The organism is Wenyingzhuangia sp. IMCC45467, from assembly GCF_054111205.1.
Genome location: NZ_CM134196.1, coordinates 423,199 through 449,647, shown reverse-complemented (window position 1 = coordinate 449,647; position 26,449 = coordinate 423,199). Strand labels below are relative to the sequence as shown.

General features: G+C 29.9%; 31 protein-coding genes. 25 read left to right on the top strand and 6 right to left on the bottom strand.

The annotated features are described in order from the left end of the window. Positions 1–9: 9 nt before the first annotated feature. Positions 10–645, top strand: a complete 636-nt coding sequence (locus tag ACXGQT_RS02130) for an HmuY family protein (RefSeq protein ID WP_457829751.1) — start codon at positions 10–12, stop codon at positions 643–645. Positions 646–701: 56 nt separating this feature from the next. On the opposite strand, the gene ACXGQT_RS02125 is transcribed toward ACXGQT_RS02130, so the two are convergent. Next, the gene (locus ACXGQT_RS02125; protein ID WP_457829750.1) at positions 702–1,706 is read right to left on the bottom strand and encodes a helix-turn-helix transcriptional regulator; all 1,005 of its coding nucleotides are present in this window, start codon (positions 1,704–1,706) and stop codon (positions 702–704) included. A 211-nt stretch (positions 1,707–1,917) separates the two neighbouring features. On the opposite strand from ACXGQT_RS02125, the gene ACXGQT_RS02120 reads away from it, so the two are divergent. Together ACXGQT_RS02120 and ACXGQT_RS02115 are read left to right on the top strand one after the other, a co-directional pair. Further along, positions 1,918–2,280 carry an HIRAN domain-containing protein gene (locus ACXGQT_RS02120; RefSeq protein WP_457829749.1) on the top strand — a complete coding sequence of 121 codons (363 nt, stop codon included), beginning with the start codon at positions 1,918–1,920 and terminating at the stop codon, positions 2,278–2,280. 1 nt (position 2,281) lies between these two features. Then, positions 2,282–2,497, top strand: coding sequence for a hypothetical protein (locus ACXGQT_RS02115; protein WP_457829748.1), 216 nt, complete (start codon positions 2,282–2,284; stop codon positions 2,495–2,497). A gap of 43 nt (positions 2,498–2,540) precedes the next feature. Here ACXGQT_RS02115 and ACXGQT_RS02110 read toward each other — a convergent pair whose 3' ends face one another. From ACXGQT_RS02110 to ACXGQT_RS02095, 4 genes are all read right to left on the bottom strand, one after another. Next, positions 2,541–3,398: a 5-oxoprolinase subunit C family protein gene (locus tag ACXGQT_RS02110; RefSeq protein ID WP_457829747.1), complete on the bottom strand. Its 858-nt coding sequence runs from the start codon at positions 3,396–3,398 to the stop codon at positions 2,541–2,543. Next, complete coding sequence (gene pxpB, locus ACXGQT_RS02105) at positions 3,395–4,069, bottom strand: 5-oxoprolinase subunit PxpB (RefSeq protein ID WP_457829746.1); 675 nt, start codon at positions 4,067–4,069, stop codon at positions 3,395–3,397. Before pxpB ends, ACXGQT_RS02110 begins: the two co-directional genes overlap by 4 nt. Continuing rightward, positions 4,059–4,799, bottom strand: coding sequence for a 5-oxoprolinase subunit PxpA (gene pxpA, locus ACXGQT_RS02100; protein ID WP_457829745.1), 741 nt, complete (start codon positions 4,797–4,799; stop codon positions 4,059–4,061). Before pxpA ends, pxpB begins: the two co-directional genes overlap by 11 nt. Positions 4,800–4,998: 199 nt before the next feature. After that, positions 4,999–6,435, bottom strand: a complete 1,437-nt coding sequence (locus ACXGQT_RS02095) for an ATP-dependent DNA helicase (protein WP_457829744.1) — start codon at positions 6,433–6,435, stop codon at positions 4,999–5,001. 109 nt (positions 6,436–6,544) lie between these two features. Between ACXGQT_RS02095 and ACXGQT_RS02090 the strand changes: the two genes are divergently transcribed. The 6 genes from ACXGQT_RS02090 to ACXGQT_RS02065 all read left to right on the top strand — a co-directional run bounded on the left by ACXGQT_RS02090 (position 6,545) and on the right by ACXGQT_RS02065 (position 11,442). After that, positions 6,545–7,276: a hypothetical protein gene (locus ACXGQT_RS02090; protein WP_457829743.1), complete on the top strand. Its 732-nt coding sequence runs from the start codon at positions 6,545–6,547 to the stop codon at positions 7,274–7,276. After that, positions 7,269–8,084 carry a DUF3822 family protein gene (locus ACXGQT_RS02085; protein WP_457829742.1) on the top strand — a complete coding sequence of 272 codons (816 nt, stop codon included), beginning with the start codon at positions 7,269–7,271 and terminating at the stop codon, positions 8,082–8,084. Before ACXGQT_RS02090 ends, ACXGQT_RS02085 begins: the two co-directional genes overlap by 8 nt. Then, positions 8,081–8,617, top strand: a complete 537-nt coding sequence (locus tag ACXGQT_RS02080; protein ID WP_457829741.1) for an RsmD family RNA methyltransferase — start codon at positions 8,081–8,083, stop codon at positions 8,615–8,617. The genes ACXGQT_RS02085 and ACXGQT_RS02080 overlap by 4 nt, the downstream gene beginning before the upstream one ends. Before the next feature lie 11 nt (positions 8,618–8,628). Further along, entirely contained in the window at positions 8,629–9,399 is a 771-nt protein-coding gene (locus tag ACXGQT_RS02075; RefSeq protein ID WP_457829740.1) for a patatin-like phospholipase family protein, read from the top strand. Between the two features lie 96 nt (positions 9,400–9,495). Then, positions 9,496–10,458 carry a bifunctional Delta(1)-pyrroline-2-carboxylate/Delta(1)-piperideine-2-carboxylate reductase gene (lhpI, locus tag ACXGQT_RS02070; RefSeq protein ID WP_457829739.1) on the top strand — a complete coding sequence of 321 codons (963 nt, stop codon included), beginning with the start codon at positions 9,496–9,498 and terminating at the stop codon, positions 10,456–10,458. Between the two features lie 198 nt (positions 10,459–10,656). Continuing rightward, on the top strand, positions 10,657–11,442 hold the full coding sequence (locus ACXGQT_RS02065; RefSeq protein ID WP_457829738.1) for a prohibitin family protein: 786 nt from the start codon (positions 10,657–10,659) through the stop codon (positions 11,440–11,442). 41 nt (positions 11,443–11,483) lie between these two features. Here ACXGQT_RS02065 and ACXGQT_RS02060 read toward each other — a convergent pair whose 3' ends face one another. Next, entirely contained in the window at positions 11,484–13,355 is a 1,872-nt protein-coding gene (locus ACXGQT_RS02060; RefSeq protein ID WP_457829737.1) for a B12-binding domain-containing radical SAM protein, read from the bottom strand. A 100-nt stretch (positions 13,356–13,455) separates the two neighbouring features. On the opposite strand from ACXGQT_RS02060, the gene ACXGQT_RS02055 reads away from it, so the two are divergent. The 16 genes from ACXGQT_RS02055 to ACXGQT_RS01980 all read left to right on the top strand — a co-directional run bounded on the left by ACXGQT_RS02055 (position 13,456) and on the right by ACXGQT_RS01980 (position 26,260). After that, the gene (locus ACXGQT_RS02055; protein ID WP_457829736.1) at positions 13,456–14,652 is read left to right on the top strand and encodes a tyrosine-type recombinase/integrase; all 1,197 of its coding nucleotides are present in this window, start codon (positions 13,456–13,458) and stop codon (positions 14,650–14,652) included. Between the two features lie 119 nt (positions 14,653–14,771). Then, positions 14,772–15,014, top strand: coding sequence for a hypothetical protein (locus ACXGQT_RS02050; RefSeq protein ID WP_457829683.1), 243 nt, complete (start codon positions 14,772–14,774; stop codon positions 15,012–15,014). Further along, positions 15,005–15,331, top strand: coding sequence for a type II toxin-antitoxin system RelE/ParE family toxin (locus ACXGQT_RS02045; protein ID WP_457829682.1), 327 nt, complete (start codon positions 15,005–15,007; stop codon positions 15,329–15,331). The genes ACXGQT_RS02050 and ACXGQT_RS02045 overlap by 10 nt, the downstream gene beginning before the upstream one ends. Positions 15,332–15,560: 229 nt before the next feature. Continuing rightward, positions 15,561–16,052, top strand: a complete 492-nt coding sequence (locus ACXGQT_RS02040; protein ID WP_457829686.1) for a hypothetical protein — start codon at positions 15,561–15,563, stop codon at positions 16,050–16,052. A gap of 1,423 nt (positions 16,053–17,475) precedes the next feature. Then, a complete protein-coding gene (locus ACXGQT_RS02035; protein ID WP_457829735.1) occupies positions 17,476–17,973 on the top strand; it encodes a hypothetical protein in 498 nt (165 codons plus the stop codon). 1,137 nt (positions 17,974–19,110) lie between these two features. Then, entirely contained in the window at positions 19,111–19,452 is a 342-nt protein-coding gene (locus ACXGQT_RS02030; protein WP_457829734.1) for a hypothetical protein, read from the top strand. 283 nt (positions 19,453–19,735) lie between these two features. Next, on the top strand, positions 19,736–19,957 hold the full coding sequence (locus ACXGQT_RS02025; RefSeq protein ID WP_457829733.1) for a hypothetical protein: 222 nt from the start codon (positions 19,736–19,738) through the stop codon (positions 19,955–19,957). Continuing rightward, positions 19,957–20,274: a type II toxin-antitoxin system RelE/ParE family toxin gene (locus ACXGQT_RS02020; RefSeq protein WP_457829732.1), complete on the top strand. Its 318-nt coding sequence runs from the start codon at positions 19,957–19,959 to the stop codon at positions 20,272–20,274. The genes ACXGQT_RS02025 and ACXGQT_RS02020 overlap by 1 nt, the downstream gene beginning before the upstream one ends. Positions 20,275–20,499: 225 nt before the next feature. Further along, positions 20,500–20,934, top strand: coding sequence for a hypothetical protein (locus tag ACXGQT_RS02015; protein WP_457829652.1), 435 nt, complete (start codon positions 20,500–20,502; stop codon positions 20,932–20,934). 200 nt (positions 20,935–21,134) lie between these two features. Beyond that, the gene (locus ACXGQT_RS02010; protein ID WP_457829731.1) at positions 21,135–21,593 is read left to right on the top strand and encodes a hypothetical protein; all 459 of its coding nucleotides are present in this window, start codon (positions 21,135–21,137) and stop codon (positions 21,591–21,593) included. Between the two features lie 285 nt (positions 21,594–21,878). Next, a complete protein-coding gene (locus ACXGQT_RS02005) occupies positions 21,879–22,799 on the top strand; it encodes a tetratricopeptide repeat protein (protein ID WP_457829699.1) in 921 nt (306 codons plus the stop codon). Between the two features lie 285 nt (positions 22,800–23,084). Continuing rightward, a complete protein-coding gene (locus ACXGQT_RS02000; RefSeq protein WP_457829730.1) occupies positions 23,085–23,306 on the top strand; it encodes a hypothetical protein in 222 nt (73 codons plus the stop codon). Continuing rightward, positions 23,306–23,623: a type II toxin-antitoxin system RelE/ParE family toxin gene (locus ACXGQT_RS01995; RefSeq protein ID WP_457829729.1), complete on the top strand. Its 318-nt coding sequence runs from the start codon at positions 23,306–23,308 to the stop codon at positions 23,621–23,623. Before ACXGQT_RS02000 ends, ACXGQT_RS01995 begins: the two co-directional genes overlap by 1 nt. 532 nt (positions 23,624–24,155) lie before the next feature. Further along, on the top strand, positions 24,156–24,935 hold the full coding sequence (locus ACXGQT_RS01990) for a YcxB family protein (RefSeq protein ID WP_457829728.1): 780 nt from the start codon (positions 24,156–24,158) through the stop codon (positions 24,933–24,935). Between the two features lie 6 nt (positions 24,936–24,941). Further along, on the top strand, positions 24,942–25,403 hold the full coding sequence (locus ACXGQT_RS01985; protein WP_457829579.1) for a hypothetical protein: 462 nt from the start codon (positions 24,942–24,944) through the stop codon (positions 25,401–25,403). A gap of 227 nt (positions 25,404–25,630) precedes the next feature. After that, positions 25,631–26,260 carry a hypothetical protein gene (locus tag ACXGQT_RS01980; protein ID WP_457829724.1) on the top strand — a complete coding sequence of 210 codons (630 nt, stop codon included), beginning with the start codon at positions 25,631–25,633 and terminating at the stop codon, positions 26,258–26,260. Positions 26,261–26,449 lie beyond the last annotated feature (189 nt).

The window sequence follows — 26,449 nt, the reverse complement described above, 5'->3', positions numbered from 1 at the left end:
ATTAACATTATGAAAACCATTAAATTTTTAAGCCTAGCCATGGCATTGGCATTTACCACAATTGCTTGTGATGACAACAATGAAGAAGTAATAGCAGAATTAGAAGTTAAAACTGTAAGCAATTTATATGCCCCTGAAATGGGTGGACGTGGACAAGAAGCTTCTGGAGAATTTGCGAAATTTTCGTTTAAAACAGGAACAACTGTTACAGGAGACGATTGGGACATTGCTTTTAGAGCAACTAAAATTATTGTAAATGGTGGATCGGCTATTGGGTTGGTAGATGAGCCTAACAGAACAGGAGAATCGGCATTGTCTTTAGAAACAGGAACTTTGGCTGAAATTACTGCAGTGCCAGAAAACATCGAATTTAAACAAGATGCAGAAGGAGCTTATGCATTACCTACAGGTGCAGACAACGGATGGTATGGATACTCTGGATCTCCAGATCACAAAATTACTCCTTTGGCAGGAAAAGTATTAATTATTAAAACAACTGATGGACATTATGCAAAAATGGAAATTTTAAGTTATTATAAAGATCAAGATAGTTCTAATTCATCAAATCCAGATAACGAAATATCAGGATCTCAATACTATACTTTTAATTATGTTTATCAGTCTAATAATAGTACAGAATTTTAAACACCTCCCTATTTTTTTAAAAGCCGTTTTGATGATGTCAAAACGGCTTTTGCTTTTTAATAATTTTTTAGACTTGCTTTAATCCTATCTTTTATTTTATTCACAAAATCGGCAGGAGCTATTACTTTTAAAGCTTCTCCATACGATAAAATTTGTTGTTCCAATTCGTAATTAGGAATTACTTCTAAGCTAAATGTTAATCCATCTTCATTCAATTCACCATTTTTTTGACTTCCATGCATAGGCGATGTTAACATATAAGAAGCTAAGCTTTTATTGGCCTGTAAAGTAATTTTAGTGACTTCGTTATCCAATCCTCGGGTAATTCCAATAATATCTTCGTATCGTTCTGTAAAATCAATATCAGAGACTTCATAAACCTCTTTACTTTCTTTAATAGCCACAATTCTATCAATAGCCAAAGTAGTTACAGGTTGGTGTTTAGAATTTGTTCCCAATACAAACCACCTGTTATTGTATTGTTTTAAGTATTGCGGATGCATGGAAAATACTTCAATATCATTTTTTCTAAAAGATTGATAATCTATCAACAAGACTTTTTCATACAAAATGGCATTAAACAAAGTATTTAAATGTTCCAATCCTTTTAAATACGGATTGTTTTCAAAACCTAAAATTTCTCTTGGAGTTTCGTGAAAATCAAAATCTTTTTCCAACTTTAAAGTCAACTCTTCTACCCAACCAAATTGAGGCATTCCTTTAATTCTATTCAACGTTAACAAAGCTTCTTTTAATTGTTGAGCTTCCGTTTCGTTCATCGGTTGATTATTAATAGAAAAATCTGGACTAGAATAACGATAGTAAGCCGTTCTCCCCTCTTTTGTTATAGTCAACTCCACTCCATAACCTTGCTCACTTTTCATAAAGTTGATATCATCATATACCTGCCTACGCTTAATTCCATCGGTGGTTCCATTAAAATCGTACAGAGCTTGATTACAGGCTTCTATCAAATCATTCATTGCATAACGTTTTCCTGTATTTCTAAAACATTTGTCTAATGCTTGATAGCGAATGATTGCATTTTTATTGGTAGCCATTGTTGTGTTTTACTTTTATAAATTTTTATCCCGAGAACCGACAACCGAGAACCGACAATCGAGAACCGACAACCGAGAACCGACAATCGAGAACCGACAACCGAAAATCGAGAACCGAGAACCGAGAACCGACAATCGAGAATCGAGAATCGAGAATCGAGAATCGAGAATCGAGAATAAAAATAACCAATTGTGCAGAAACATCACATACATGAGTAAAATATTTGTAGTAAATAAAAAACTCAACAAGATTATGGAAAGACAAAGAATAAACAATTACCACATTGCAGGTTTTAATTATTACGAAGGAGCTTTGGCTTTTAAAAAACTTAAAATTGGAACAAAACTTATTTTAAAACCAGAACCTAATAACCAATATGATAAGTATGCCATCGCAATTTACTATAGAGATTATAAGTTAGGTTACATTCCTAAGGGAGAAAATAGACTTCTTTCTATTTTACTACAAAATAATATGATTGAAACTGAAACAGTAGTACAAAAAAGAGCTGAAGACGAACATCCTGAACATCAAATTTATGCCATTACATTTTTAATCATCAAAAATAAATAATATGAAAAACACTACAAGTTTACACGAACAGAGAAAAAAATTGAATACCATTTTTAACATCATCATCAAACGTAAAGATTTACCCGAAAATGAATTTGATCACTTGATGAGACTGTGGATTTTAGAGAATGAAAAGTTAGAAGAAAAAGAACAGATGTTTGAAATGATTTTTTTACAAAAAACCAACATTCAAAATTATGCAAGCACAGCTATATAAAGAACTGGGTAAATGTTTAATTCGTTTTATGTTTACCCATTCTTTATTTTAATACAAATTTTACTTTTCCTCCAATTGGTACTTGAGCTAAAATATCGCAAGATTTTTGAGTAAGGTTAACCATACGTACATAGCCTCCTGTAGTAGGTGCATCAGCCATCATTACAATAGGCTGACCAGCTTTGGTTATTTGTACCGTTCCTTTTATAATTCCAGATGAAATAATTTCATCTTTTTCAGGCAAAGTAACTTTGCTGTTTTCTAACCTAATTCCCATTCTATTACTATCTTTTCCTATGGTAAATACAGCATCAAAAAAAGCAGATTTACTCTGTTTAGAAAACCAATCCCATTCTGGACCTTTAACACATTCTAAAGTAGCATTTGGTAAAAAAACAGGAGCTTTTACTTTAGATTTTATGGGGTTTAAAGTATTATGTAAAATGGGCAACATATCACCTTTTTGTAATATTCTTCCTTTAAATCCACCCATTTTAGCTGGTGTATAAGTAGCTTTGCTTCCTAAAACTCTAGGGGTTTTTAATCCTCCCAAAACAGCTACATAACCATAAACACCACTAATTGCTCCCTTAAAAGAAACTATTCCGTCTTTTGGTACTTTAATAGCCTTGTACATGTTCACAGGGTTTCCATTTAATTTTGGCTGCATATCTGCTCCTGTAATAGCAATGGTAATTTCTTGTGTAGCTTTAAATTTAACACCCAGCATTGTCATTTCTAACAAACCTGTATTAAACTCATTAGTAACCAATGCATTGGCCAAGTGAGCAGAAGTAACATCCATAAAACCACTTATGGGTACTCCTTTATCTTGATATCCAAAACGTCCTCCATCTTGAATGGTAGTACTTAACCCTGGTGATAATATTTCTATACTCATTGCTTTTTCATTTTTTCAAATTCATTTACAGAAATAGGTACAAATTGAACATAATCACCCATTTGAACCAAAGATGGTTTCTCTTTAGAAAATAACGGTAAAGGAGTCTGACCAATAATTTGCCATCCACCTGGAGTTACCAAAGGATATACTCCTGTTTGCTTATCTGCCAAGCCAACTGCTCCTGCTGGAATTTGTATTCTTGGAGTTTGCTTTCTTGCTATTTGTAAACGTTCGTCTAAACCACCTAAATACATAAATCCAGGAGCAAACCCCAACATATATACTAAATAAGGTTTGGCTGAGTGTATGTCTATAATATTCTGTTTTGTTACTCCTAATTCACTCGCAACAAATGCCAAATCTAACGCATAAGGTTCTTGATAACAAACTGGTATTTCTACAATATTTTTTTCTATTTGTTGATTTTCATATTTATCAAAAGGAGTGTTTTCTATAAAAATCCTTAAATCTTTTTGGTTAATTTTTAAAGGATCAAAAAGTATAGTGATAGAATTATAAGCAGGAATTAAAGATTGAACTCCAATTAAATGCAATTTTGTTAGTTGTTCATAACAGCTTTTTACATATTGATGAACCTCTAAAGAAATAACATCTTTAAATTGCATTAATAAAGCATTTTCTCCATAATTAATCACACTATATTGCATTTTTTACTTCTATTTTGTGTGTTTTTACTTGTTGGTTAACATAAGAAAGTAACTCAACGGCTTCTGGAGTATCTCCATGAAAACAAATACTTTGAATTTCTAAGGGTACATCATTTTCTTCTAAACTGATAACTTTTTTGTTTATCATTATATTTTTTACTTGTTCCCAAACTTGTTCTTTGGAGTGTATAACTCCTAATGGATTTTGCCTAGAAACCAAAGTTCCATTGTTGTGATATCTTCTATCTGCAAACCCTTCTTTAATAAAAAACAAATAGCCTTTTTTGGCTTCTTCTTCTAATACAGAACCAGCCAATCCCATTAACCCAACACTTGGTTCTATTTGCTGAATTACTTGAACCAACAAAATAGCCATATCTCTATCTGCAGAGGCTTTATTATACAAGGCTCCATGGGGTTTTACATATCGTACTACTGCACCTTCTTCTCTGGCAATTCTTATCAATGTTAAAATTTGGTCTCTAATTACTTTTTTAAGCATTTCATTAGAAATATCCATTTCTTCTCTTCCAAAAACTTCTGGATTTGGATAAGAAGGATGTGCTCCAATGGTAACATGATGTTTTAAAGCCAAACGAATGCTAGCTCTCATAGAATTTTCTGTTCCTGTATGTCCGCCACAAGCAATGTTACAAGAAGAAATCATTTGCATTAACTCCTCATCAAACAAAAAACCTTCTCCTAAATCTGCATTGATATCTATTCTCATCTTAAATTTTAATTAATTGTAATTGTTACATTTAATCTATGTTTCCATAAAAAAACATCAGTTCAAATAATTTTTACCATTAAATATTTACAGCACTTTCATCAAACTGATAAACTTTATCCTAAATGTAAAAGGGATAATTATATCAATAAATTTAGTAAACTAATAAGAAACCAAATAAGAATAAGTTGTAAATATTTTAGTGTTCAGATTCTTTAAAATATTCGTTTTGAAAACCTATTAAATATACCTTTTCTTTGGCACGTGTAATGGCGGTATACAACCAACGCATGCTATCTTTATTTAAACCTTCTGGCAAATAAGGTTGTTCTATAAAAACTGTATTCCATTGTCCTCCTTGAGATTTATGGCAGGTCATAGCATAAGCAAACTTAATTTGTAAAGCATTAAAGTAATGATTGTTCTTTACAGACAACATTTGCTTGTATTTAGATTTTTCTTCGGCATAATCTTGTAAAACTTCTTGATACAATTTATTAGATTCTTCGTAAGTTAACGATGGACTTTCGGAACTTATAGTATCTAATAACAAAACAGTATCAATAGGTTTTAAATCTTCGTAATCTATCAATCTTAATTTTACTTCGGCAAAACGAAAACCATACAACTCTTTAATATTATATATTTGTTGCACTTCGGCTATATCACCATTGGCAATAAAATCGGCTTCGGTGGTGTCTTTTAACCAGAAATAATTGTTTTTTACAATCATTACATAATCTCCTGCCGAAATTTCGCTCTCTTGTCCTCTTATCTTAGTTCTTATTTGTTGATTGTACTGATTGGCTCTCTTATTAGAACGCACAATAAAAGCGGTGTCTTCTACCCCAGCATTATCGTATGCATTTACTATAGCTTCTTCTATTTCATATCCATCTTGTAACCTAACTATATCCGGATAATTTAAGTTAAACTGAAAATCGTAAAAACCATCCATTTCTAATTGTGCACGGAGTTCGGTAGCGTTGGTTAATATCCCAGAGCCTTCGTGTTGCCTCATTACTTGGTCTAGTTCTAATAAATACGGATTTTTATGATAGTTAATAGCCAAAGTATCTACAGATAAGGCTGGACTTATTTCTGATTTTACAGGAGGTAGCTGAGCAACATCACCAATAAATATTAACTTACAATTAAATCCATTGTATACATACTCCATTAAATCATCTAACAAAGAGTTTTTTTCAAATAAATTTACCTCTCCAGATCCATCGGCAATCATAGAAGATTCATCTACTATAAAAAAAGTATTGGTGTGTTTGTTGGGCTGTTTTACAAAAGCCACATTTCCGTTAGATTGTTTCTTAGGATGGTATATTTTTTTATGAATGGTATGTGCTTTTTTCTTAGAATAATTAGAAATTACCTTAGCTGCACGTCCTGTTGGAGCTAATAAAACTGCTTTTTTACCAATTTCCCATAAATGATTTACATAAGTACTAATGGTAGTTGTTTTTCCTGTACCTGCATATCCTTTTAAAATAAAAATGGCATCATCATCTGTATCAAACGAAAAATCAGACAGTTGACGTAACAATTCTTGTTGAATCTCAGTAGGTTCAAACGGAAATTTTTTTAATAAGGTCCTATAAAAAACTGACGAAGATTTTATCATGTAAAAAGTTTACACAAATATAAGGTTTGAAATATGTCTAAAAGTTTTTATGAATAAAAAAAAATTGTAAATTTGGCTTCGTTCATTATAAAATTAATACAAAAAACAAATGATTTTATTTATCCTATTAGGAATAGTAGTAACTGTTGCGTTAGCTATACTTATTGTAAAATTTTTACCAATTAACTTAACACCTATTGTTTCTATTATATTAGTTGCTGTTGCTGGGTATATTTCTTATTTAATATACAGCGGAATTATGGAGCCAATTAAATTTAACAAAGAGAAAAAAGTACGTTATGTTGAAGTAATTAAACAATTAAAATTAATTGCTGATGCTCAAGATGCACATAATACTATTTTAGGAAAATTTACAGGTGATGGTGAAGCTTTAATTAAGTTCATTGATTCTGCTAAATTTCCTATAACAGATACTCATACAGAAATTGTTAAAGAAAACAGAGGTACAACTTGGTCACCATTAATGGTAGAAGTTGAGAAAAAAGTAACTGATACTATTGGATACGAATCTGTAAAAGAAAAAATATTTGCAGGACGTAATTACCGCGATATGTTAAAAATTCCTGGTACAGACAAAGAATTTAAAATTCAATCTGCTGTAATTCTAAGAGCTAACAACGTATTAGCTTCAGTATTCCAAGTTCAAATAGACAAAGCAGATATTTTAGAAGGAATGAGTCCTTCATTAATTAAACAAGAAAAATTAGCATTAGGAGGTGATGATATTCCTGGAGGATACATTTCTATTGGTTCTTTAAACGAAGTAACTACAGCAGGAAACTGGCCACCGTTATACGATGCAATGGCAAGTAATGAATAAGGAAACACTTATACATAACCATAAAAAGTTATCCATCCAATTAAGTTCGGATGGATTTTCTTTTTGCGTATATAACAACTCAACAAGTAAATACGAGCACATTGTTGCTATTCCTTTTACTAACAGAATAAATACTCCTGCTCACATATTAGAAGAAGTAAAGAACATTTTTAACCATCATGTACTTTTACACGATACCTATGAAGAAGTATTATTAATTCACCACAACGAATTAAGCACCTTTGTTCCTCAATCTTATTTTAACGAAGACATACTTAATAGTTATTTACAAAACACAGTAAAAGTGTTTGATAATGATTATGTTAGTTTTGACGAGTTAAATAACATAGAAATCAACAATGTTTACATTCCTTTTGTAAACGTAAACAATTACGTTTTTGATGCTGTAGGTGAATTTACCTACTTACACTCTTCCACTGTTTTTTTACAAAATATTTTAAAGTCTAATACTATTACAGACAAGTCTATGTTTGTAAATGTATATAAAAACAACTTTCAATTGCTTGTTATAGAAAATAATCAGTTGATATTAAGCAATTATTTTAACTATCAGAATAAAGAAGATTTTGTATACTATATTTTATTTGTAGCCGAACAATTAAAAATGGATACCAATAGTTTTACTTTAACATTATACGGAGATATTAAAGAGAGTGATGAACATTACAAACTTGTTTACAACTATGTAAGAAATGTTAGTATTTATGCAAAATTAAATACACAACTAGAAAAAAATGTGGTTTCTTTACCCCAATCACATTATAACTTATTACAATTACATTTATGAGAATTATCTCTGGTAAATATAAATCTAGGAGATTAACCGCTCCTAAAAACTTACCTGTTCGTCCTACTACCGATATGGCTAAGGAAAGTTTATTCAATATACTCAACAACTGGTATCACTTACAAGAAATTACAGTTTTAGATCTTTTTTCTGGAACAGGAAATATTAGTTTTGAATTTGCCTCTAGGGGAAACAATCAAATTACGGCAGTAGATCAACACAATGGGTGTATACATTATATCAATCAAATCAATAAGGAATTAGATTTTAACATCAATACCATTAAAGCTGATGTGTTTTCATTTTTAGAAAAACACGCTAACAAATATGATGTTATTTTTGCAGATCCTCCTTATGACTTTAGCGATGAACAATTTGCTAAAATACCGGAATTGGTATGGAAAAATAGTTTGCTAGATGAAAGTGGAACTTTGGTAATTGAACACTCACAACAAACAGATTTAAGTAATTTACCTAACTTTACTCAAGCAAAACGTTATGGAGGATGTATGTTTAGCTTTTTTGAATTGTAAATAAACATTATATGAAAACACTAAAAAAAGGTAATGCAGTTGGATTGGCTTTAGGAGGTGGAGCAGTTTTAGGGGCTGCACATGTTGGTGTTTTAAAAGCAATAGAAGAATTAGGTTTAAATATTCAATGGATTTCTGGAACTAGTATTGGGGCTATGGTTGCGGCTCTTTACGCTTTTGACAACAATTGCGAAAAAGTAAAAGACATTGCGTTAGAAATTAGTTGGAAAGATATTACCTCTCTATCAATTTCTAAATTCGGGTTAATGAGTAATACTAAAATTGCTCATTTTATGGAACAAAACATTGGTAATGTAAATATAGAAGATGCTAAAATTCCATTAGCCATTCTAGCTACCAATATTGCTACCGGAGAGAGAGTTATTTTAAAAAAAGGGAATGTTGCAAAAGCCGTAATGGCAAGTTCCTGTATTCCTGGTATTTTTAAACCCATTATAATAAATGACATCATGTTGGTTGATGGTGCAGTGTCTGAAAACGTACCTGTAAGCCCATTACAAGAAATGAATGCAACAACTATTATTGCTGTTGATTTAAATGCAAAACACATGTATGGTAAACCCGAAAATATGATAGAAGTTTTGCAAAACAGTTTTCACTTTACACTAGAAGCTGCTGCGAGAGTACAAACTCAAGAAGCTGATGTTTTAATTACTCCGGACTTATCATCATACGACAGATATCACACCTCACAAACTCAAAGTTTAATAGAAAAGGGATATATAGAAACCCTTAGACATTTAAAACCTTTAATGGACTAACTCTCCAAGAATCCCCCTTTATTCTACCATAGAATTATTACCTTAGTTATCTGATGATATTATCAGCTTTTCAAAAAAAGACAACATAATATTTTTATGGAACCTATTGTACAAATAAGCAATCAATTTATTGAAAAAAACACCTGTTTTAAAGAACTTATTAACGAATTAAAATGTAATTTCAAGAATAACAAAGCTTTAGTTCCTGTAAGACATCATCATGATTTTCCCAATCCAAAAGTAAATACAGATTCTACTCTATTACTAATGCCTGCATGGAATCCTAGTAAAAATGCAGGTGTAAAAATTGTTACCGTTAGCCCTAAAAACCATCAGTTTGATTTGCCTTCCATCCAAGGAACCTATATTTATTTTAATGCTATTAACGGTAGTGTAAAAGCTATTTTAGAAGCCAAAAGCTTAACAGCTAAACGTACTGCTGCAGCATCGGCATTGGCATCATCATATTTATCTAGAAAAGATTCCTCTTCACTTTTAATGATTGGTACTGGAGCTTTGTCCAAGAATTTGATTCAAGCTCATGCAAGTGTAAGAAATATTAAAAAAGTTTATGTTTGGGGACGAAGTTTTAAGAAAGCCCAAACTATTTGTGAACAACTAAAAAATAAAAATTTCACCATCACTCCTGTTCAGAACATTGAAGAAAAAATAAGCGAAGTTGATATTATTTCCTCAGCAACTTTATCTAAAACACCATTAATTTTAGGGAAATACCTAAAGAAAGGACAACATGTTGATTTGGTTGGAGCTTACAAAAAAGACATGAGAGAAGCCGATGATGAAACCATTATAAAAAGTTCTGTTTATGTGGATAGTTTTGAAGGAGGGCTTAAAGAAAATGGTGATATTTTTATTCCCTTACAAACTGGAGTTATCAAAGAATCTGACATTAAAGCCGATTTATTTGGGCTAACTTCTGAACAAAAACAAGGAAGAAGTAACGTTGATGAAATTACCGTTTTTAAATCTGTAGGACACGCTTTGGAAGATTTAGTTGCTGCTAATTATTACTATAAAAAGTATATGATTGGTTCTTAAAAAATTCATCGTACTCAAATGCATCAAAATAAATATTAGGTTATTTATTTTGACATCATTAATACATTAACCTGAGCAAAGAGCATCAATTATATTATTTCCATTAACAAAGCTAATGTTTTGTTAATTTGATAAAAACAGACGATATTCGTATTATTCATATAATTTCATTTTCCATTAATCACTTAAAAAAAAATTATGAAAAAATTTACTTTATTAGCTGTAAGCAGTATTTTATTATGCAGCAGTTGTGCTGTTATTAGGCCAGGTCAAGTTGGTATTAAACAAACTTTAGGAAAATTTGATGACAAATTAAAAACTCAAGGAGTTATATTTTACAACCCTTTTGTAAGTAAAGTGATTAAAGAATCTACACAAACTAGTAATACCAAACTATTCTTAACCTTACCAAGTAAAGAAGGATTAAGTGTAAATTCAGAAATTTCAATACTATACAGATTAAATCCTACAAAACTAACCTCTGTTTTAGAAAATTTAGGATCAGATTATGAGTCTGTAATAACAAGTGTATTTAGATCTGCTGCTTCTGATGTATGTGCTAAATTTTATGCAAAAGATATGCATTCTGGAATGCGTGCTGTAATTGAGTCTGAAATTTTAAAAAAAATGAAACTAACTCTTGAAAAACAAGCCGAAGGAATTGATTTAATTTCTGTTTTAATGAAAAGAATTCAGCTACCAAATGGTTTAGCAAGCTCTATAGAAAAAAAATTACAAGCAGAACAAGATGCTATGAGAATGGAATTTGTCTTACAGCAAGAAAAGTTAGAAGCAGATAGAAAAATTATTAATGCAAAAGGTGAAAGAGATGCTCAAAAAATATTCTCTGAGGGATTGACAGATGAAATTATTAAAATTAAAACCATAGAAGCATTTAAAGAATTAGCCAAATCGCCCAATGCAAAAGTCATTATTACAGATGGAAAATCTCCTTTACTAATTGGTGGAGAAACAAATAAATAATAAACCTCCAAAAATCTATAAAAACCGCTATTTAAATAATTTTAAGTAGTGGTTTTATTTTTTAGAAAATCTTTTATTAAGTCCTTAGGGTGTATGGTTTTAGGCACTTTAAAATCAAAATATTGAGATAGAGGAATCTCAAATCCTTTGTGATTTAAGTAATTGTTTAAGGCAATATTTAATCCTTGACTGTATAAATGATGCTCTGCACCTGATGGGTCTTCGTGATACAAATCATTTTCGGCAAAACCTTTAAATTTGGGTCCAATCACATTGATTCCGAAAGCATCGGGATTTTTACCTACAGGACTGTGTGCTGTACAAGCAAACTGATGCCAAAATCCAGATTGAATACAATTGTGTAAAAACAATTGACGAACCACCTCTAAAGAATCAATAGTTTCTTGAGCAGTTTCAGTTGGGAATCCATACATTAAATATGCGTGAACCATAATATTTTCATCAGAAAAAGCTTTGGTTACTCTAGCTACTTGCCCTATGTCTACTCCTTTTTTCATTTTGGCTAATAGCCTATCCGAAGCCACTTCTAAACCACCTGTTACGGCAATACATCCAGATTTTGACAACAAAGCACATAATTCTTTGGTGAATGTTTTTTCAAAACGAATGTTTGTCCACCAAGTAATAAATACTTTACGCTCTAATAATTTATTTGCCAAAGCACGTAGCATTTTTGGAGGAGCAGCTTCATCAACAAAATGAAAACCAGTTACTCCTGTTTCGGCAATTATTTTTTCAATTTTATTAACCAAATCATCAGCAGTAGTGTTTTCGTAATTTCCAATATAGTCCAAAGTTACATCACAAAAAGAACATTGTTTCCAATAGCATCCGTGAGAAATGGTGAGTTTATTCCATCTTCCATCGGACCACATACGGTGCATAGGATTCATTACATCTAAAAAAGATAAATATTTATGGTGTGGCAATCCTACATAACTTGGAGCAGGTAAGTTTTTATGATGGAAAATAGTATTAGGTGTTTTATTAGCATAAACCACCTTGTTGTTCTGTAAGATATAAGTACGTTCTAGCTCCTCTACCCCTATTTTACCTGTAATATATTCCGTAATTCTTAACAATGGACTTTCTCCATCATCTAAAGAAATAAAATCGATATATTCAAAAATACGAGGATCGGATAAACGTCTTAATTCTGTATTTGGATATCCGCCACCCATGGCAATTTGAATTTGTGGATATTCTTGTTTGATGAATTGTGCACATCTAAGTGCTGAAAATAAATTGCCTGGAAAAGGAACGGTTAAACAAATTAAATCGTATCTATTTTCTTGTAAATGCTGATCTAAGATGTATAACATTTCATCTTCTATCAGTGTGGTTTCGTATTGTAAAAATTCATCAATCGTATCAAAACTAGAGGCTGCTCTAGAAATACTTTCTGCATAACGCGTAAAAGAAAAAAACTCATCAACATTGGCATTGATAAAATCGCCCAACTCCTCTACAAACAAGGTAGCAATATGTTTGGCTTTGTCTAAAATTCCTAACATTCCAAACTCGGTACTTAAATCTTTTTCTAGCTTGATACGTCTATGTCCGTGTGGCAAAAAATCTTTGTGATTGATTTGATATGCAGCAGTAACTTCTTGCACACGCAAGTAATTCATCACCATATCTACTTTATCAATATATTCCTGTTTTTGTTTCCAAACCAAAGGAAAATCGTAGTTCTTAAGTAAATCGGCTTGTTTAAAAATAGCATCAATAAAATCACCTGTAAAAATAGCAGTAAACAACTCAATACTTAAATCCATTTGAGTGGTTTTAACCCCTTTACTATCTAAAAATCCTTTGATATAAGCCGTGGCAGGATAGGCTGTATTTAGCTGAGTAAAAGGAGGTGTAATTAAAAGTGTGTTTACTGGCATATGATTTTGATAAAGCACAAAGATAGCGTTCTGACATGAATGTAAAAGCGGATTTGTAAACTCTTTATTTTGTATCTTTAAAATAAAAATTGTTGTTTTAATGAAGCCTAAAATCACCTTAAAACCTAAAATTCACAGAAATCAAGAAGTAATATTGATTGAGTTTGATTATAATTTTGAGATTAAAAACGCTCTAAAAACATCTGATTTTAATGTTTTTTATACCAAGACTTATAGATGTTGGTATATTTTAAAGAAAGATTTTGATTTGAATATTTTTCATGAATTGTTTAAAAATTTAGCTTATATAGATTATACGGCTTTAAAATATGTAGAAGGACAACTTATGGTTCCTAACACTGGATTAACCATTAAAGATCGTTTACTTCCACATCAAAAAAATCAATTAAATGCCTTTTATAAGTTTTTAAAAGGGAAACGGTTTAGCGAAAGCACACTTAAAACCTACACTCATTTAGTAGCCGAATTTGTGATTCATCAAAAAGAAATTAAACCTTTTACTATTAGAGATATTGAAATTTATGTTGAAGATGTTTTAGAACCTTCAAAAGCATCAATTAGTACTCACAGGCAATTTATTAGTGCCATGAAACACTATATAATTTTTACACAAATGCCTTTAGAAATTGATTTTAATGCTCTAGCTCCTAGAAAAAGTAAATTGTTACCCAACGTATTATCTAAAGAAGAAGTAATTGAATTGATTAGGGTTACCAAAAATTTAAAACACAGAATATGTATTGCTTTAATATACTCCTCTGGCTTAAGAATTGGAGAATTAATCAACTTAAAACTACGTGATTTAGATTTACAAAGGCAGGTTTTAAAAGTGCAAATAGGAAAAGGTAGAAAAGATAGATATGTGCCTATTGCCAATGTAATGATGCCTTTATTAAATAATTATTTAACTACTTATGAACCTAAGATATATTTAATTGAAGGAGTTGATGAAGGCACTCCTTACTCTACAGAATCTATTAGAAAGTTTCTTAAAAAAAGTTGTGGATTGGCAAGAATTATAAAACGAGTAACACCACACACGCTAAGACATAGTTATGCCACTCACCTATTAGAAAACGGAACAGATATAAGATACATTCAAGAATTGTTAGGTCATTCCAGACCCGAAACGACCATGGTTTACACACATGTTAGAAGTCAGGATTTACAAAAAATAACCAATCCGTTAGATTTGTTTGTAAAACAAATAGAACTACAACAAAAAAGTACTATTTTTAACCAAAAACAAACACTAAAAGGTACGGATAACCCGTAACTGAATGTTTTATTCAGTACTTTTAGTTTTGATATAACACGTTGGCTAAAAGCAAAAACTACATTGAAAATATTTCTTTAAGGTGAGAATTTCTTACCTTTGATGAAAAGATGTTTAATATGGACTTACAATCACGAAAAATAGAATTTATTCAAGAGTTTCTGAAAATTCAGAGTGAAGAAGCTATCTCTAAACTTGAAAAAATATTAAGAAAAGAAAAAGCATCTAATATTTCCGAAAACATCAAACCTATGTCTATAGAACAATTCAATGAAAGAATTAATAAATCTATGGAAGATTCTAAAAACGGAAGAGTAATTGAAACAAGTCAATTGAAAGCTAAAATTGAAAAATGGGCTTAAAAATTTATTGGACTGAGTTTGCTGAAACTGAACTTGAAGAAATTTTCAAACACTACAAAGAAAAAGCTGGTATAAGAGTAGCTAAGAAACTAGTAAATGGTATTTTGAATGAGCCTAAAATTCTTGAAAACAATTATGAAATAGGTCAACGAGAAGAGTTATTAATTCATCGAAAAGAAAACTTTAGATATATAATTTACAAAAGCTATAAAATAATATATCATTTTAATAAATCTGAAAATAGAATTGATATAAACGACGTTTTTGACACTCGACAATATCCATTAAAAATTAAAAGAAACGACAAAAGCCATTAGCCAACACCGGCTAAACTTCATGCGGGTTCTGTGCTTACTTCAAAGTTTTGTGTATATTTACTAGGTCGCCAAATCTTGTTGATTTGGCTTTGTGAAACCAAAAGAAACAAATCCAAACAAAAAGCTTCGGCTTAGTACAGGTTCGAAAATCTTGCCGATTTTCTTCCCGCACAAAGCCTAGCCAAAACCGTTGGGCAAAACTTAAAATTTCAGCAGCTAAAAAAATATAATGAAAGAAAAACTTGAAAAATTTAGTGACGAAAAATTAATTGATATCGTTAAAAACTATATTCAATATGGATATTCAGAAAACTTACGAAATGAAACCATTGAAATACTTCAAAAAAGAGGAATTACAAAAGAAATGTTATCACTTCAAGGAAATTTAAATAACTTGAAATATAATGATTCTGAAAGTCTTTATAATGAGTTTTTAAAGTTTTCGAAAATTACATTTATTACATATCTAGCTATCCTTTTTTTGAATATTTTTAATTCTATAATTCCATTCACAAGTGTACTAATACTCTTATGTTTAATTCTGTACTTTGTATTCTTAATAAAATCATTTATTTCACAAGAAAAATTTTATAAATCGATACAAAAAGAACGAAATAATATTGAACCGTTTATTTATTTTTTCTTAGGAATGCCTTTATATTTTTTAATGTATTTTTATTATAGAAACTTAATGAAATCTGAATTAAAAAACATCCGATAAAAAGCATTGCCCAACACCGGCTAAACTTCATGCGGGTTTTGTGCTTACTTCAAAGTTTTGTGTATATTTACTAAGTCGCCAAATCTTGTTGATTTGGCTTTGTGAAAACAAAGAAACAAAACCAAACAAAAAGCTTCGGCTTAGTACGTTCTCGAAAATCTTGTCGATTTTCAAGCCCGCACAAAGCCTAGCCAAAACCGTTAACTTAAACAATCCTTGAAATTTCTGTCGAAATTTACGCGGATGTTTAAATTGAACGGTATTCATAAGTTTGAAACCAGTGCTCACTCAAAAAAAATCAAAACGAAACTTATCTTTCTCTGCTGAAAAAAGCCTTTTGTCTGCGTAAAAAATGAATTGGAAAAACTTCAGTAATTGATAATTTTTCTCTAGCCGATAATGATTTGTAAACTTGTATTACGTGTTGAAGTGTACGTGAAAATCATATAAATATTTCTTTGCTCTTTATTTGAAAAATATCTAATGAAACGAAAAGTTGTTTCACTAAGTTAAGTGCTGAAATGTACGCTAAAATCGCTTCGTTGATAATTTGTCTTTAATCGATGAATATTTACAAGCAAAACGTTGAAACTATCATAGCAATGCGATTTTGAAGTCGTTGCGGGTATTTTGGAAACTTCTTCTATCCTAGTGAATTTTTCAGTTTGAAAAATTGCATAAGTTAACAACAGCTAAAAAACATAGCTTTTTTGTGAATGACTAAAGTTGGTTTTCTATTTATTTTGTGTAGTTTTAGTCTGAAAATTAATTGCTAGTCAACTCGCTACGTTTCCTAGCTAAAACCGTTAGTTTAAACAACCACGAAAATTTCTGGTCGAAATTTACGCAGTTATTTAAATCGAACGGTAATCATAAGTTTGAAACCAGTGCTGACTCAAAAAAAATCAAAACGAAACTTATCTTTCTCAGCTGAAAAAAACCTTTGTTTACTTAAAAAATGAATTTGGGAAAATCCAGTAATTGATAATTTTTCTCTAGCCGATAATGATTTGAAAACTTGTGTTACGTGTTAAAGTGTACGTAAAAATTAAACAATATTTTCTTCTCTAATTATTTGAAAAATACTTGTAGAAAATGAAGAACTTTATAGAATTACGTGCTGAAATGTACGCTAAAATCACTTCGTTGATAATTTGTCTTTAACCGATAAATATCTACAAGCAAAACGTTGAAATTATCGTAGCAACTCAAGATGAAAATCGTTGCGGATAATTGGGAAACTTATTTTCTCCTAATGAACTTTTAAATATGAAATAGTTGCATAAACTAACAACAGCTAAAAAACATAGCTTTTTTGTGCTTAATCAAAGTTGGTTTTCTGTTTATTTTGTGTAGTTTTAGTCTGAAAATTAATTGCTAGTTTACTCGCTACGTTTCCTTGCTAAAACCGTTGTACAATATTTTGAGTGAAACTATCTTTACAATTTTAATTTTTTTACTATTTTTTATCGTTGGAAACTTTGGTATTCATCTATTTTATAAGAATAAGAAAGACATATTAATTCAAAATTTATATAAATATGAATATGATTTTGTTGAAAATGTGAAAACTTATGAAACAACTAAAAGCAGATTAAACTACTCTTACAAAATCTTAAGAGCTGATTTGATCTTCATAAATAATAATATCATTCTAATTCCTTACAATTATCATTTTGGAGGTTTAATTAAGCAATATCAACCTATTTTACAATTTAGATTTAACTATGAAAATAAGAAAATAGAAGGTATACAGTTCTTAATGAATGTTGAAAGTATTGAAAATATAAATTCAAACATAATATTGAAATCTAATAAAACCAATAATTTTTTGAATGGAAATATGGAAATAAAAATCGACTTGTCTGAAAAAGAAATTAATACTGAAACGTTAATTATAGATAGAAACTACATTGTTTAAGGATTTAAAAAAACATTGTACAACACCGGCTAAACTTCATGCGGGTTTTGTGCCAAATTCAAAGTTTTGTTTATATTTACTAAGTCGCCAAATCTTGTTGATTTGGCTTCGTGAAATCAAAAGAAACAAAACCAAACAAAAAGCTTCGGCTTAGGTGCGTGTTCGAAAATCTTGGCGATTTTCAACCCCGCACAAAGCCTAGCCAAAACCGTTGCCCAAAATAAAATCGTAGCGGCGTTTTTAGTAGAAAAATTCCTATAAATCGAAAATTATTGCTTCTCTCCTATTTTAAAAAACTTCATAAAATAAGAGCATTTTTTGGCTGAAAATTATTGACTTTTTTTGTTGAGTATAAAAAATTAAACAAAAATATTACTATCAAAAAACAACATTTTTCTTGGCTGAAAAACTTGTAGAAATTCTGACAAAAAAGTTATGTTGAAAAAATCATAACTGTAAAAAATATTAAGTTTTCGAGAAATTATTTAAACATAAAAAAATCATGTTTTCTTGAGAAATGAAGAACAGTAAAAACGCGTAGGAAATTATCGTAATCGCGTAAAATTATTAGTTTTTGAAAAATTATACAAACCTAAAAAGTTCATATTTTTCTGATAAATGAAAACAGTAGAAACGTGTAGGAAATTATCGTAGTTACGTAAAATCATATTTCTTTTGAAAAATTATCATAATTAAAAACTTTTACTATTCTAATTTTTTGTGGAGGAAGAAAACTAATATTTTCCTTGAAACTTAAAACTTTGAAACATGAATTTTTCAATCTAAAGAAACAGTCTGAAAAATACTTTGGGCAACACCGGCTAAACTTCATGCGGGCTTCTGTCCTACTCCAAAGTTTTGTGTATATTTACTAAGTCGCCAAATCTTGTTGATTTGGCTTTGTGAAACCAAAGAAACAAATCCAAACAAAAAGCTTCGGCTTAGTACGTGTTCGAAAATCTGGCCGATTTTCAATCCCGCACAAAGCCTAGCCAAAACCGTTGTACATAAGTTGAAATGAAATATATTAAATTAATAATATTCCTATCTTTTTTTTATGTGACAGGGCAAAAATTGACTGAATTCAAAAGCACGAAAATAAATATTAAGGCTGAAGCAAACATTAAAACTGATAAATTGACAATAAAATTTGTTGAAGGATTATCAGGCTGGAAAACAACTTGGTATATTTTATTCAATGAAAACAAAATTCAGGAAAACAACTTCCCTAAAACCAAAGGAATATATTCTTTAGTAATTAACTATTCTGATAATTTATATTATTCAGAATTCATTATTTACAGACACAACCCTATAAATGAAAATCTTGAATTTTATTTTTATGAGGAAAACAAAAGAGTATTTTGTCGTATAAAATCTGAAAATGCTTTCGAATTGAACAAAGAAATAGTAATGAATGATTTTAATCAATCTGAAATCAAAGAAATAATAGATACTATTCAGTTAGAAAATGAGTAAAAACCAATGTACAACAACGGCTAAAATTAATGCGGGCTTGAGTATTAACTTCAATGTTTTGTGTATATTTACTAAGTCGCCAAATCTTGTTGATTTGGCTTAGTTTAAACAAAATACAAAACCAAACAAAAAGCTTCGGCTTAGTCCGTGTTCGAAAATCCGCAGATTTTCTCCCCGCACTAATCCTAGCCAAACCCGTTAGCTAAAAGCTTGATAAAAACTTTTTTATACCAAAATCGTTTACAAAATTTGATTTTCGTATTTTTGAATAAATAATTTTATTATGGATATACAAGGCAGAAAATTAGAATTTATTCAAGAGTTTTTAAAAATTCAGAAAGAAGACGTGTTAACTCGTTTTGAAAATCTTTTAAAGAAAGAGAAAACAGTTGAGTTGAAACCTTTTTCTGTTGAAGAATTAAATAATAGAATAGATCAATCTGAAAGCGACTTTAATAATAATCGATTCAAAACAAGTTCTCAAATATTAGCTAAATATCAATAATGAAATATACTATCATTTGGTCTGATTTCTCTGAAAAACAATTAGATGAAATATTTGAATACTATTGTAATGAAGTTAATAAAAGAACTGCTAAAAAAATCATTAAACAAATTTTAGCGGAACCTAAAATACTTGAAAATAATCCTTTCCTTGGACAAATTGAAAATTTTTTAATTCATCGAAAAATCTCATATAGATACTTAGTCTGCAATAATTATAAAATTATTTACTCTGTAGATGAAAATGAATATCTAATAAAAATAGCAGACATTTTTAATACTTTACAAAATCCTATTAAAATTAATAGAAACGAATAAAAGCCATTAGCTAACACCGGCTAAACTTCATGCGGGTTTTGTGCTAACTTCAAAGTTTTGTGTATATTTACTAAGTCGCCAAATCTTGTTGATTTGGCTTTGTGAAACCAAAAGAAACAAAACCAAACAAAAAGCTTCGGCTTAGTACGTGTCTGAAAATCTTGTCGATTTTCAACCCCGCACAAAGCCTAGCCAAAACCGTTGTGTCCAATTTTAGAAAAAATAATGAATAGAAATTCAACAATTTTATATAAAACATTCTCTTTTCTTATAGTAATTCCTCTATTATTATTACCTGAATACATTTTTCCCGAATATAAAATAAGCATAGGATTTGTTATTGGTTGGATTATTGGAAATGTTATTAATCAATTTTGGTCAAAACCTTTGTATGTTGATTATATAAAAACTGAAAACAATAAAGTTAAAATTGAATACTCAAACCCACTTTTGAAAAAAGGAATTGAAGAATATAATTTAGATGATATTTTGAATTTCCGAATTAAAAAGAAAAATTTTTTCAGTAAAAACGGAAAAATAGAATTTGAATTTAAAGGATTAAGCAGAGATTTTGCTTATTTGAAAACAGACCAAGAAATGGTTATTAATGAGACGAAAGAAATTGCTAAACGAAAAAAAACTGCACACAACACCGGCTAAACTTCATGCGGGTTTAGTCCAAACTTCAAAGTTTTATGTATATTTACTAAGTCGCCAAATCTTGTTGATTTGGCTTAGTTAAATTAAAAAAGAAACAAAACCAAACAAAAAGCTTCGGCTTAGTACGTGTCTGAAAATCTGGCCGATTTTCTTCCCGCACAAAGCCTAGCCAAAACCGTTGTAACTAATTCTGAAGAAAAATGAAAACTAAATTAATACTTATATTCATTTCATTTTCTTTCATAGTCAATAGTTTCTGTCAAAATATTAGTAATGAAAAAGACACTATTAATTATATTGAATTAATCGAAGAAATTGAATTTCCTCAAATAGAATCTATACCTTTTGGTCCATGTGATATAGTAAGACCTGAATTTTCAGGTGGAGAAAAAAAACTTTACAGTTTAGCAAAAAAATACTTTTCAAAACAAAGTGATTTTAAAATAACAAAGGATACAATCTGTATAGTCCGACTTACAATTGATTCTAATAGTATTGTTAGAAAACCAATAATAGAGAAAAGTGCAGGAAAAAAAATTGACTCATTATGTCTAAATTTTGTAAAAACTCTTAAAAACTGGAAAGCTGGTTTCGAAAAATCGACAAATAAAAAAGTTGATTTAACATGCAATCTTCCTTTTAAATTTAAAGCTAATTAATTGATTTTTTTTTAGAATCTAACCTCACTTTAAAACATGAAAAATTTAGTCCAAATAAAAAAACTAGTTACAACACCGGCTAAACTTCATGCGGGTTTTTGTGCAAACTTCAAAGTTTTGTGTATATTTACTAAGTCGCCAAATCTTGTTGATTTGGCTTTGTGAAAACAAAAGAAACAAAACCAAACAAAAAGCTTTGGCTTTGTCACGGTTCGAAAATCTGGCCGATTTTCTTCCCGCACAAAGCCTAGCCAAAACCGTTACCTGCAAGCTGCAAACAACGAAATGAAAAACCTATTAATAATAATCTTAATGTTGAAATTTCTAACTGGTTGGGGACAAAATAAAAATGTAGACAAGTTTATTACTTGGGAACAATTCACTGAAAACTTCGGAAAAGAAATGGTTTCAGCTCAAGATGTATTCAATAACATGCAGAAAAGTGGAGTAAGTGATTTTTCCCTAGCAAAATTTGACTTTCACTTTGTTTCTAATTCGAAAGAAAAACTTGAAAAACTTAAAGAATTTCTTAATGAGCATTATCCTTATGAATTCAAATCCATTGAGAAAATTAAAAGAGGAATTTGGGAGCTGAATGGAGAAACAAATGAGATACCTATAACTGAAGACAATTTACTTTATTGGGGATTGGATATGTACAAACGAGGTTATGAATTTGATTCAAAACTAGACGGTTACGGAGCACCATTTGACCCTGAAAATCAAAAACTTCCTAGTTTCGATAAAAAAGAAGAAGATTATTATTTCAATAAAGGTATTGAATGTTATAATTCAGGAGATTTAAGTGGAGCAATAATTAATTGGACTATTTGTATTAAAATTAATCCGAAAGATCCGAATTCATATTATTCAAGAGCTATAGTGAAAAATGAGCTTTATACATGGAAATCCTCACTAAAAGACTATGATAAGGCTATAGAAATTGCACCTGATTTTATTAGTGCTTTAACAAATCGTGGAAGTGTTAAAGATGAAAATGGAGATTATATTGGAGCAATAGAGGATTATGATAAAGTAATTAATCTAAAAAATATTGACATTAAAAATAAACAAATGGCATATTTCAATAAGGGAAATTCTGAATTTAATATAGGAAATAAGGCTAATGCTTGTGAAAATTGGAAAAAAGCTCACGAACTCGGTGCCGACTATGCATTGGAACGAATTAATGAAAAATGTAAATAAAGCCAGCAGGTAACACCGGCTAAACTTCATGCGGGTTTTGTGCTTACTTCGAAGTTTTGTGTATATTTACTAAGTCGCCAAATCTTGTTGATTTGGCTTAGTTTAAACCAAAAGAAACAAATCCAAACAAAAAGCTTCGGCTTAGTACGTGTTCGAAAATCTTGTCGATTTTCTTCCCGCACAAAGCCTAGCCAAAACCGTTAGCTAAAAGCTTGATAAAAACTTTTTTATACCAAAATCGTTTACAAAATTTGATTTTCGTATTTTTGAATAAATAATTTTATTATGGATATACAAGGCAGAAAATTAGAATTTATTCAAGAGTTTTTAAAAATTCAGAAAGAAGATGTGTTAACTCGTTTTGAAAATCTTTTAAAGAAAGAGAAAGCAGTTGAATTGAAACCTTTTTCTGTTGAAGAATTAAATAATAGAATAGATCAATCTGAAAGCGACTTTAATAATAATCGATTCAAAACAAGTTCTCAAATATTAGCTAAATATCAATAATGAAATATACTATCATTTGGTCTGATTTCTCTGAAAAACAATTAGATGAAATATTTGAATACTATTGTAATGAAGTTAATAAAAGAACTGCTAAAAAAATCATTAAACAAATTTTAGCGGAACCTAAAATACTTGAAAATAATCCTTTCCTTGGACAAATTGAAAATTTGTTAATTCATCGAAAAATCTCATATAGATACTTAGTCTGCAATAATTATAAAATTATTTACTCTGTAGATAAAAATGAATATCTAATAAAAATAGCAGACGTTTTTAATACTTTACAAAATCCTATTAAAATTAATAGAAACGAATAAAAGCCATTAGCTAACACCGGCTAAACTTCATGCGGGTTTTGTGCTTACTTCAAAGTTTTGTGTATATTTACTAAGTCGCCAAATCTTGTTGATTTGGCTTTGTGAAAACCAAAGAAACAAATCCAAACAAAAAGCTTCGGCTTAGTACGTGTTCGAAAATCTGGTCGATTTTCAACCCCGCACAAAGCCTAGCCAAAACCGTTGTGTAACACAGAACAGTAGCAACGTGTTCGAAGTTTTGAAAGCTTATTTTATTGAGAAATTTATCTAAATTTGAAAAATTTACTTCTCTCCTAGTTTGAAAAAAAGTAACAACGAGAAATTGAAAAGTAGGAACGCTGAATGAAAAGTAACAATGTTGAATTTTAAGCAGAAACGTGAGAAAATTGAATGCTGAAAAAAGTGAAACCTGAGAAAAAAATAGCAATGCTGAATTGAGCGGAAAACGTGAATGATTATTACTAAAAACTGTGGAAAATTAGGTACGTGTTTGAATTTATCGTAATTGCAAAAAAGGTAATATTTTGCTTAGTTGAAACTTTTTTTCAGTCTGAAAAAACTGCATTACACAACACCAGCTAAACTTCATGCGGGTTTCGTGCTTTCTTCAAAGTTTTGTGTATATTTACTAAGTCGCCAAATCTTGTTGATTTGGCTTTGTGAAAACAAAGAAACAAAACCAAACAAAAAGCTTCGGCTTAGTACGTGTTCGAAAATCTGGCCGATTTTCAATCCCGCACAAAGCCTAGCTAAAACCGTTGCCTTTAATACTGAAATGAACATAAACTTTCAACTTACAAATTCTGATTTTTTAGAATATCAACTTTATAATTCTTCAAAATCTCCATCTCACAAAAAAAAACGATTTAAATCTCGAATAATTGTTCCTGTGATTTATCTTTTTTTTGGGCTTTATTTGGCAAATGTAAATGACGATAATGGAATTGGAATTAAATTTGCTGGAATCGGAATATTATGGTTTGTTATTTACCCAACATATTCAAAATGGAGATATAAAAAACATTTTCAAAAGCACATTGAGGAAAATTATAAGAATAGAATTAATAAATCTGTAGAAATTAAATTTAAGGAAGACTTTATATATACGAAAGATTTTACATCTGAAAGTAAAATAAATAGTGCTGAATTAAAAGAGTTCATTGAAACAAAAAAACATTTCTTTATAAAACTGACAACTGAATTATCTTTAATTGTGCCTAAACACTCAATTGAAAGTATAGTTGAGTTTAAAAAAAAATTAACAGATTTAGGAGTTGAATACAAAAACGAACTAAATTGGAAGTGGAAATAAAAGTTAATGAAAGCATATTATTATTTATTATTTCGAATTTATAAATATTTTGAGGGTATTGAAAAAAAGAAAAATTCTTTTAATATCTCTCCCAAACAACATGTCATAGTAGAAAGTACTTTTATTTTGTATATTATTTTAATTTCAATAATTACATATTTAGAATACCTTAATTACATTCCAAAATATAATATTTCGAAAATCTACATTGTTTTGATAATGTTTATTATCGGGTTAATTAATTATTTGTTTTTTTTAAAAGGTGAAAAATATTTAAAAATGGGATTTAAGAAAGATTTAAACGGTGGAATTGTTATTGTTTCTTTTTTATTATTAATCTTATTCCTTTTTCTTAATATCGCTTCTAAGAATCGAGAAACAATATTCTCTAAAATAAATTCGGAAAAATCGAATGAATTTGAGAATAACATTAAAACTATTAAAAACAATCATCTTAATAAAAACTAGAAAAGTACTAAAGGCAACACCGGCTAAACTTCATGCGGGTTTTGTGCTTACTTCAAAGTTTTGTGTATATTTACTAGGTCGCCAAATCTTGTTGATTTGGCTTTGTGAAACCAAAGAAACAAATCCAAACAAAAAGCTTCGGCTTAGTCCGTGTTCGAAAATCTAGCCGATTTTCTTCCCGCACAAAGCCTAGCCAAAACCGTTGTACACTATTAAAAAAAAAATCAATGAAAGAAGATAGTAATGAATTATCTAGTTCTTTAGTCGAAACTATATCAAAGTCTGATTTGACTGTTGTAGGAAAAGATTTACTTGAAGTCGGAATTGACTCTATTTTAAAAAATGGATTACTAAAAGACATTCCTGTTATAAATGTTGCAACAGGTGTTTGGAATACAGGTGTTGCAATTAGAGATTATCGATTTATTACTAAACTTTTGTATTTTTTAAATGAATCTTCCAAACTCTCATCAAAGCAAAGAGAAAATATAATTGAAAAATTAGAAGATAATAAATTTCAAGAAGAAGCTGGAGAAAAATTAATTTCAATAATTGACAATCTTGAAACAAAATCTAAAGCTAAAATTATTGGAAAAGCAATGTGTTTAGTAGGTAATAACATAATTTCGAAAGATGAATTTTGGAGAATTTCATTTATCATTGAAAAATTACCAACTAGTGATATTTATGCTCTAATAAACTGGAGAGATACAGACTTAAATAAAGTTGAACATGTAAGAAAACATTTGTACATGTCTGTTGGTCTAGGATGGTTTGTTCTTGATTTATCTTCGACAGGATTTGTTTGGACTGAAAGACTTTGTGAAATTATATCTGACTATTTGATTAAAGAATAACAGTGTACAACACCGGCTAAACTTCATGCGGGTTTTGTGCTAACTTCAAAGTTTTGTGTATATTTACTCGGTCGCCAAATCTTGTTGATTTGGCTTTGTGAAACCAAAGAAACAAATCCAAACAAAAAGCTTCGGCTTAGTCCGTGTTCGAAAATCTGGCCGATTTTCAAGCCCGCACAAAGCCTAGCC

What these genes read in the sequence shown, in the direction of transcription:
- ACXGQT_RS02120 (WP_457829749.1), top strand. Translation starts at nt 1,918, where the DNA reads ATGAGTAAAATATTTGTAGTAAATAAAAAACTCAACAAGATTATGGAA.
- pxpA (WP_457829745.1), bottom strand. Translation starts at nt 4,799, where the DNA reads ATGAGAATAGATATCAATGCAGATTTAGGAGAAGGTTTTTTGTTTGAT.
- ACXGQT_RS02015 (WP_457829652.1), top strand. Translation starts at nt 20,500, where the DNA reads ATGAATAGAAATTCAACAATTTTATATAAAACATTCTCTTTTCTTATA.
- ACXGQT_RS02125 (WP_457829750.1), bottom strand. Translation starts at nt 1,706, where the DNA reads ATGGCTACCAATAAAAATGCAATCATTCGCTATCAAGCATTAGACAAA.
- ACXGQT_RS02005 (WP_457829699.1), top strand. Translation starts at nt 21,879, where the DNA reads ATGAAAAACCTATTAATAATAATCTTAATGTTGAAATTTCTAACTGGT.
- ACXGQT_RS02055 (WP_457829736.1), top strand. Translation starts at nt 13,456, where the DNA reads ATGAAGCCTAAAATCACCTTAAAACCTAAAATTCACAGAAATCAAGAA.
- ACXGQT_RS01985 (WP_457829579.1), top strand. Translation starts at nt 24,942, where the DNA reads ATGAAAGCATATTATTATTTATTATTTCGAATTTATAAATATTTTGAG.
- ACXGQT_RS02090 (WP_457829743.1), top strand. Translation starts at nt 6,545, where the DNA reads ATGATTTTATTTATCCTATTAGGAATAGTAGTAACTGTTGCGTTAGCT.
- ACXGQT_RS02085 (WP_457829742.1), top strand. Translation starts at nt 7,269, where the DNA reads ATGAATAAGGAAACACTTATACATAACCATAAAAAGTTATCCATCCAA.
- ACXGQT_RS01995 (WP_457829729.1), top strand. Translation starts at nt 23,306, where the DNA reads ATGAAATATACTATCATTTGGTCTGATTTCTCTGAAAAACAATTAGAT.
- ACXGQT_RS02075 (WP_457829740.1), top strand. Translation starts at nt 8,629, where the DNA reads ATGAAAACACTAAAAAAAGGTAATGCAGTTGGATTGGCTTTAGGAGGT.
- lhpI (WP_457829739.1), top strand. Translation starts at nt 9,496, where the DNA reads ATGGAACCTATTGTACAAATAAGCAATCAATTTATTGAAAAAAACACC.
- pxpB (WP_457829746.1), bottom strand. Translation starts at nt 4,069, where the DNA reads ATGCAATATAGTGTGATTAATTATGGAGAAAATGCTTTATTAATGCAA.
- ACXGQT_RS02060 (WP_457829737.1), bottom strand. Translation starts at nt 13,355, where the DNA reads ATGCCAGTAAACACACTTTTAATTACACCTCCTTTTACTCAGCTAAAT.
- ACXGQT_RS02040 (WP_457829686.1), top strand. Translation starts at nt 15,561, where the DNA reads ATGAAAGAAAAACTTGAAAAATTTAGTGACGAAAAATTAATTGATATC.
- ACXGQT_RS01980 (WP_457829724.1), top strand. Translation starts at nt 25,631, where the DNA reads ATGAAAGAAGATAGTAATGAATTATCTAGTTCTTTAGTCGAAACTATA.
- ACXGQT_RS02010 (WP_457829731.1), top strand. Translation starts at nt 21,135, where the DNA reads ATGAAAACTAAATTAATACTTATATTCATTTCATTTTCTTTCATAGTC.
- ACXGQT_RS02095 (WP_457829744.1), bottom strand. Translation starts at nt 6,435, where the DNA reads ATGATAAAATCTTCGTCAGTTTTTTATAGGACCTTATTAAAAAAATTT.
- ACXGQT_RS02130 (WP_457829751.1), top strand. Translation starts at nt 10, where the DNA reads ATGAAAACCATTAAATTTTTAAGCCTAGCCATGGCATTGGCATTTACC.
- ACXGQT_RS02025 (WP_457829733.1), top strand. Translation starts at nt 19,736, where the DNA reads ATGGATATACAAGGCAGAAAATTAGAATTTATTCAAGAGTTTTTAAAA.
- ACXGQT_RS02080 (WP_457829741.1), top strand. Translation starts at nt 8,081, where the DNA reads ATGAGAATTATCTCTGGTAAATATAAATCTAGGAGATTAACCGCTCCT.
- ACXGQT_RS02110 (WP_457829747.1), bottom strand. Translation starts at nt 3,398, where the DNA reads ATGAGTATAGAAATATTATCACCAGGGTTAAGTACTACCATTCAAGAT.
- ACXGQT_RS02000 (WP_457829730.1), top strand. Translation starts at nt 23,085, where the DNA reads ATGGATATACAAGGCAGAAAATTAGAATTTATTCAAGAGTTTTTAAAA.
- ACXGQT_RS02050 (WP_457829683.1), top strand. Translation starts at nt 14,772, where the DNA reads ATGGACTTACAATCACGAAAAATAGAATTTATTCAAGAGTTTCTGAAA.
- ACXGQT_RS02020 (WP_457829732.1), top strand. Translation starts at nt 19,957, where the DNA reads ATGAAATATACTATCATTTGGTCTGATTTCTCTGAAAAACAATTAGAT.
- ACXGQT_RS02045 (WP_457829682.1), top strand. Translation starts at nt 15,005, where the DNA reads ATGGGCTTAAAAATTTATTGGACTGAGTTTGCTGAAACTGAACTTGAA.
- ACXGQT_RS02115 (WP_457829748.1), top strand. Translation starts at nt 2,282, where the DNA reads ATGAAAAACACTACAAGTTTACACGAACAGAGAAAAAAATTGAATACC.
- ACXGQT_RS02065 (WP_457829738.1), top strand. Translation starts at nt 10,657, where the DNA reads ATGAAAAAATTTACTTTATTAGCTGTAAGCAGTATTTTATTATGCAGC.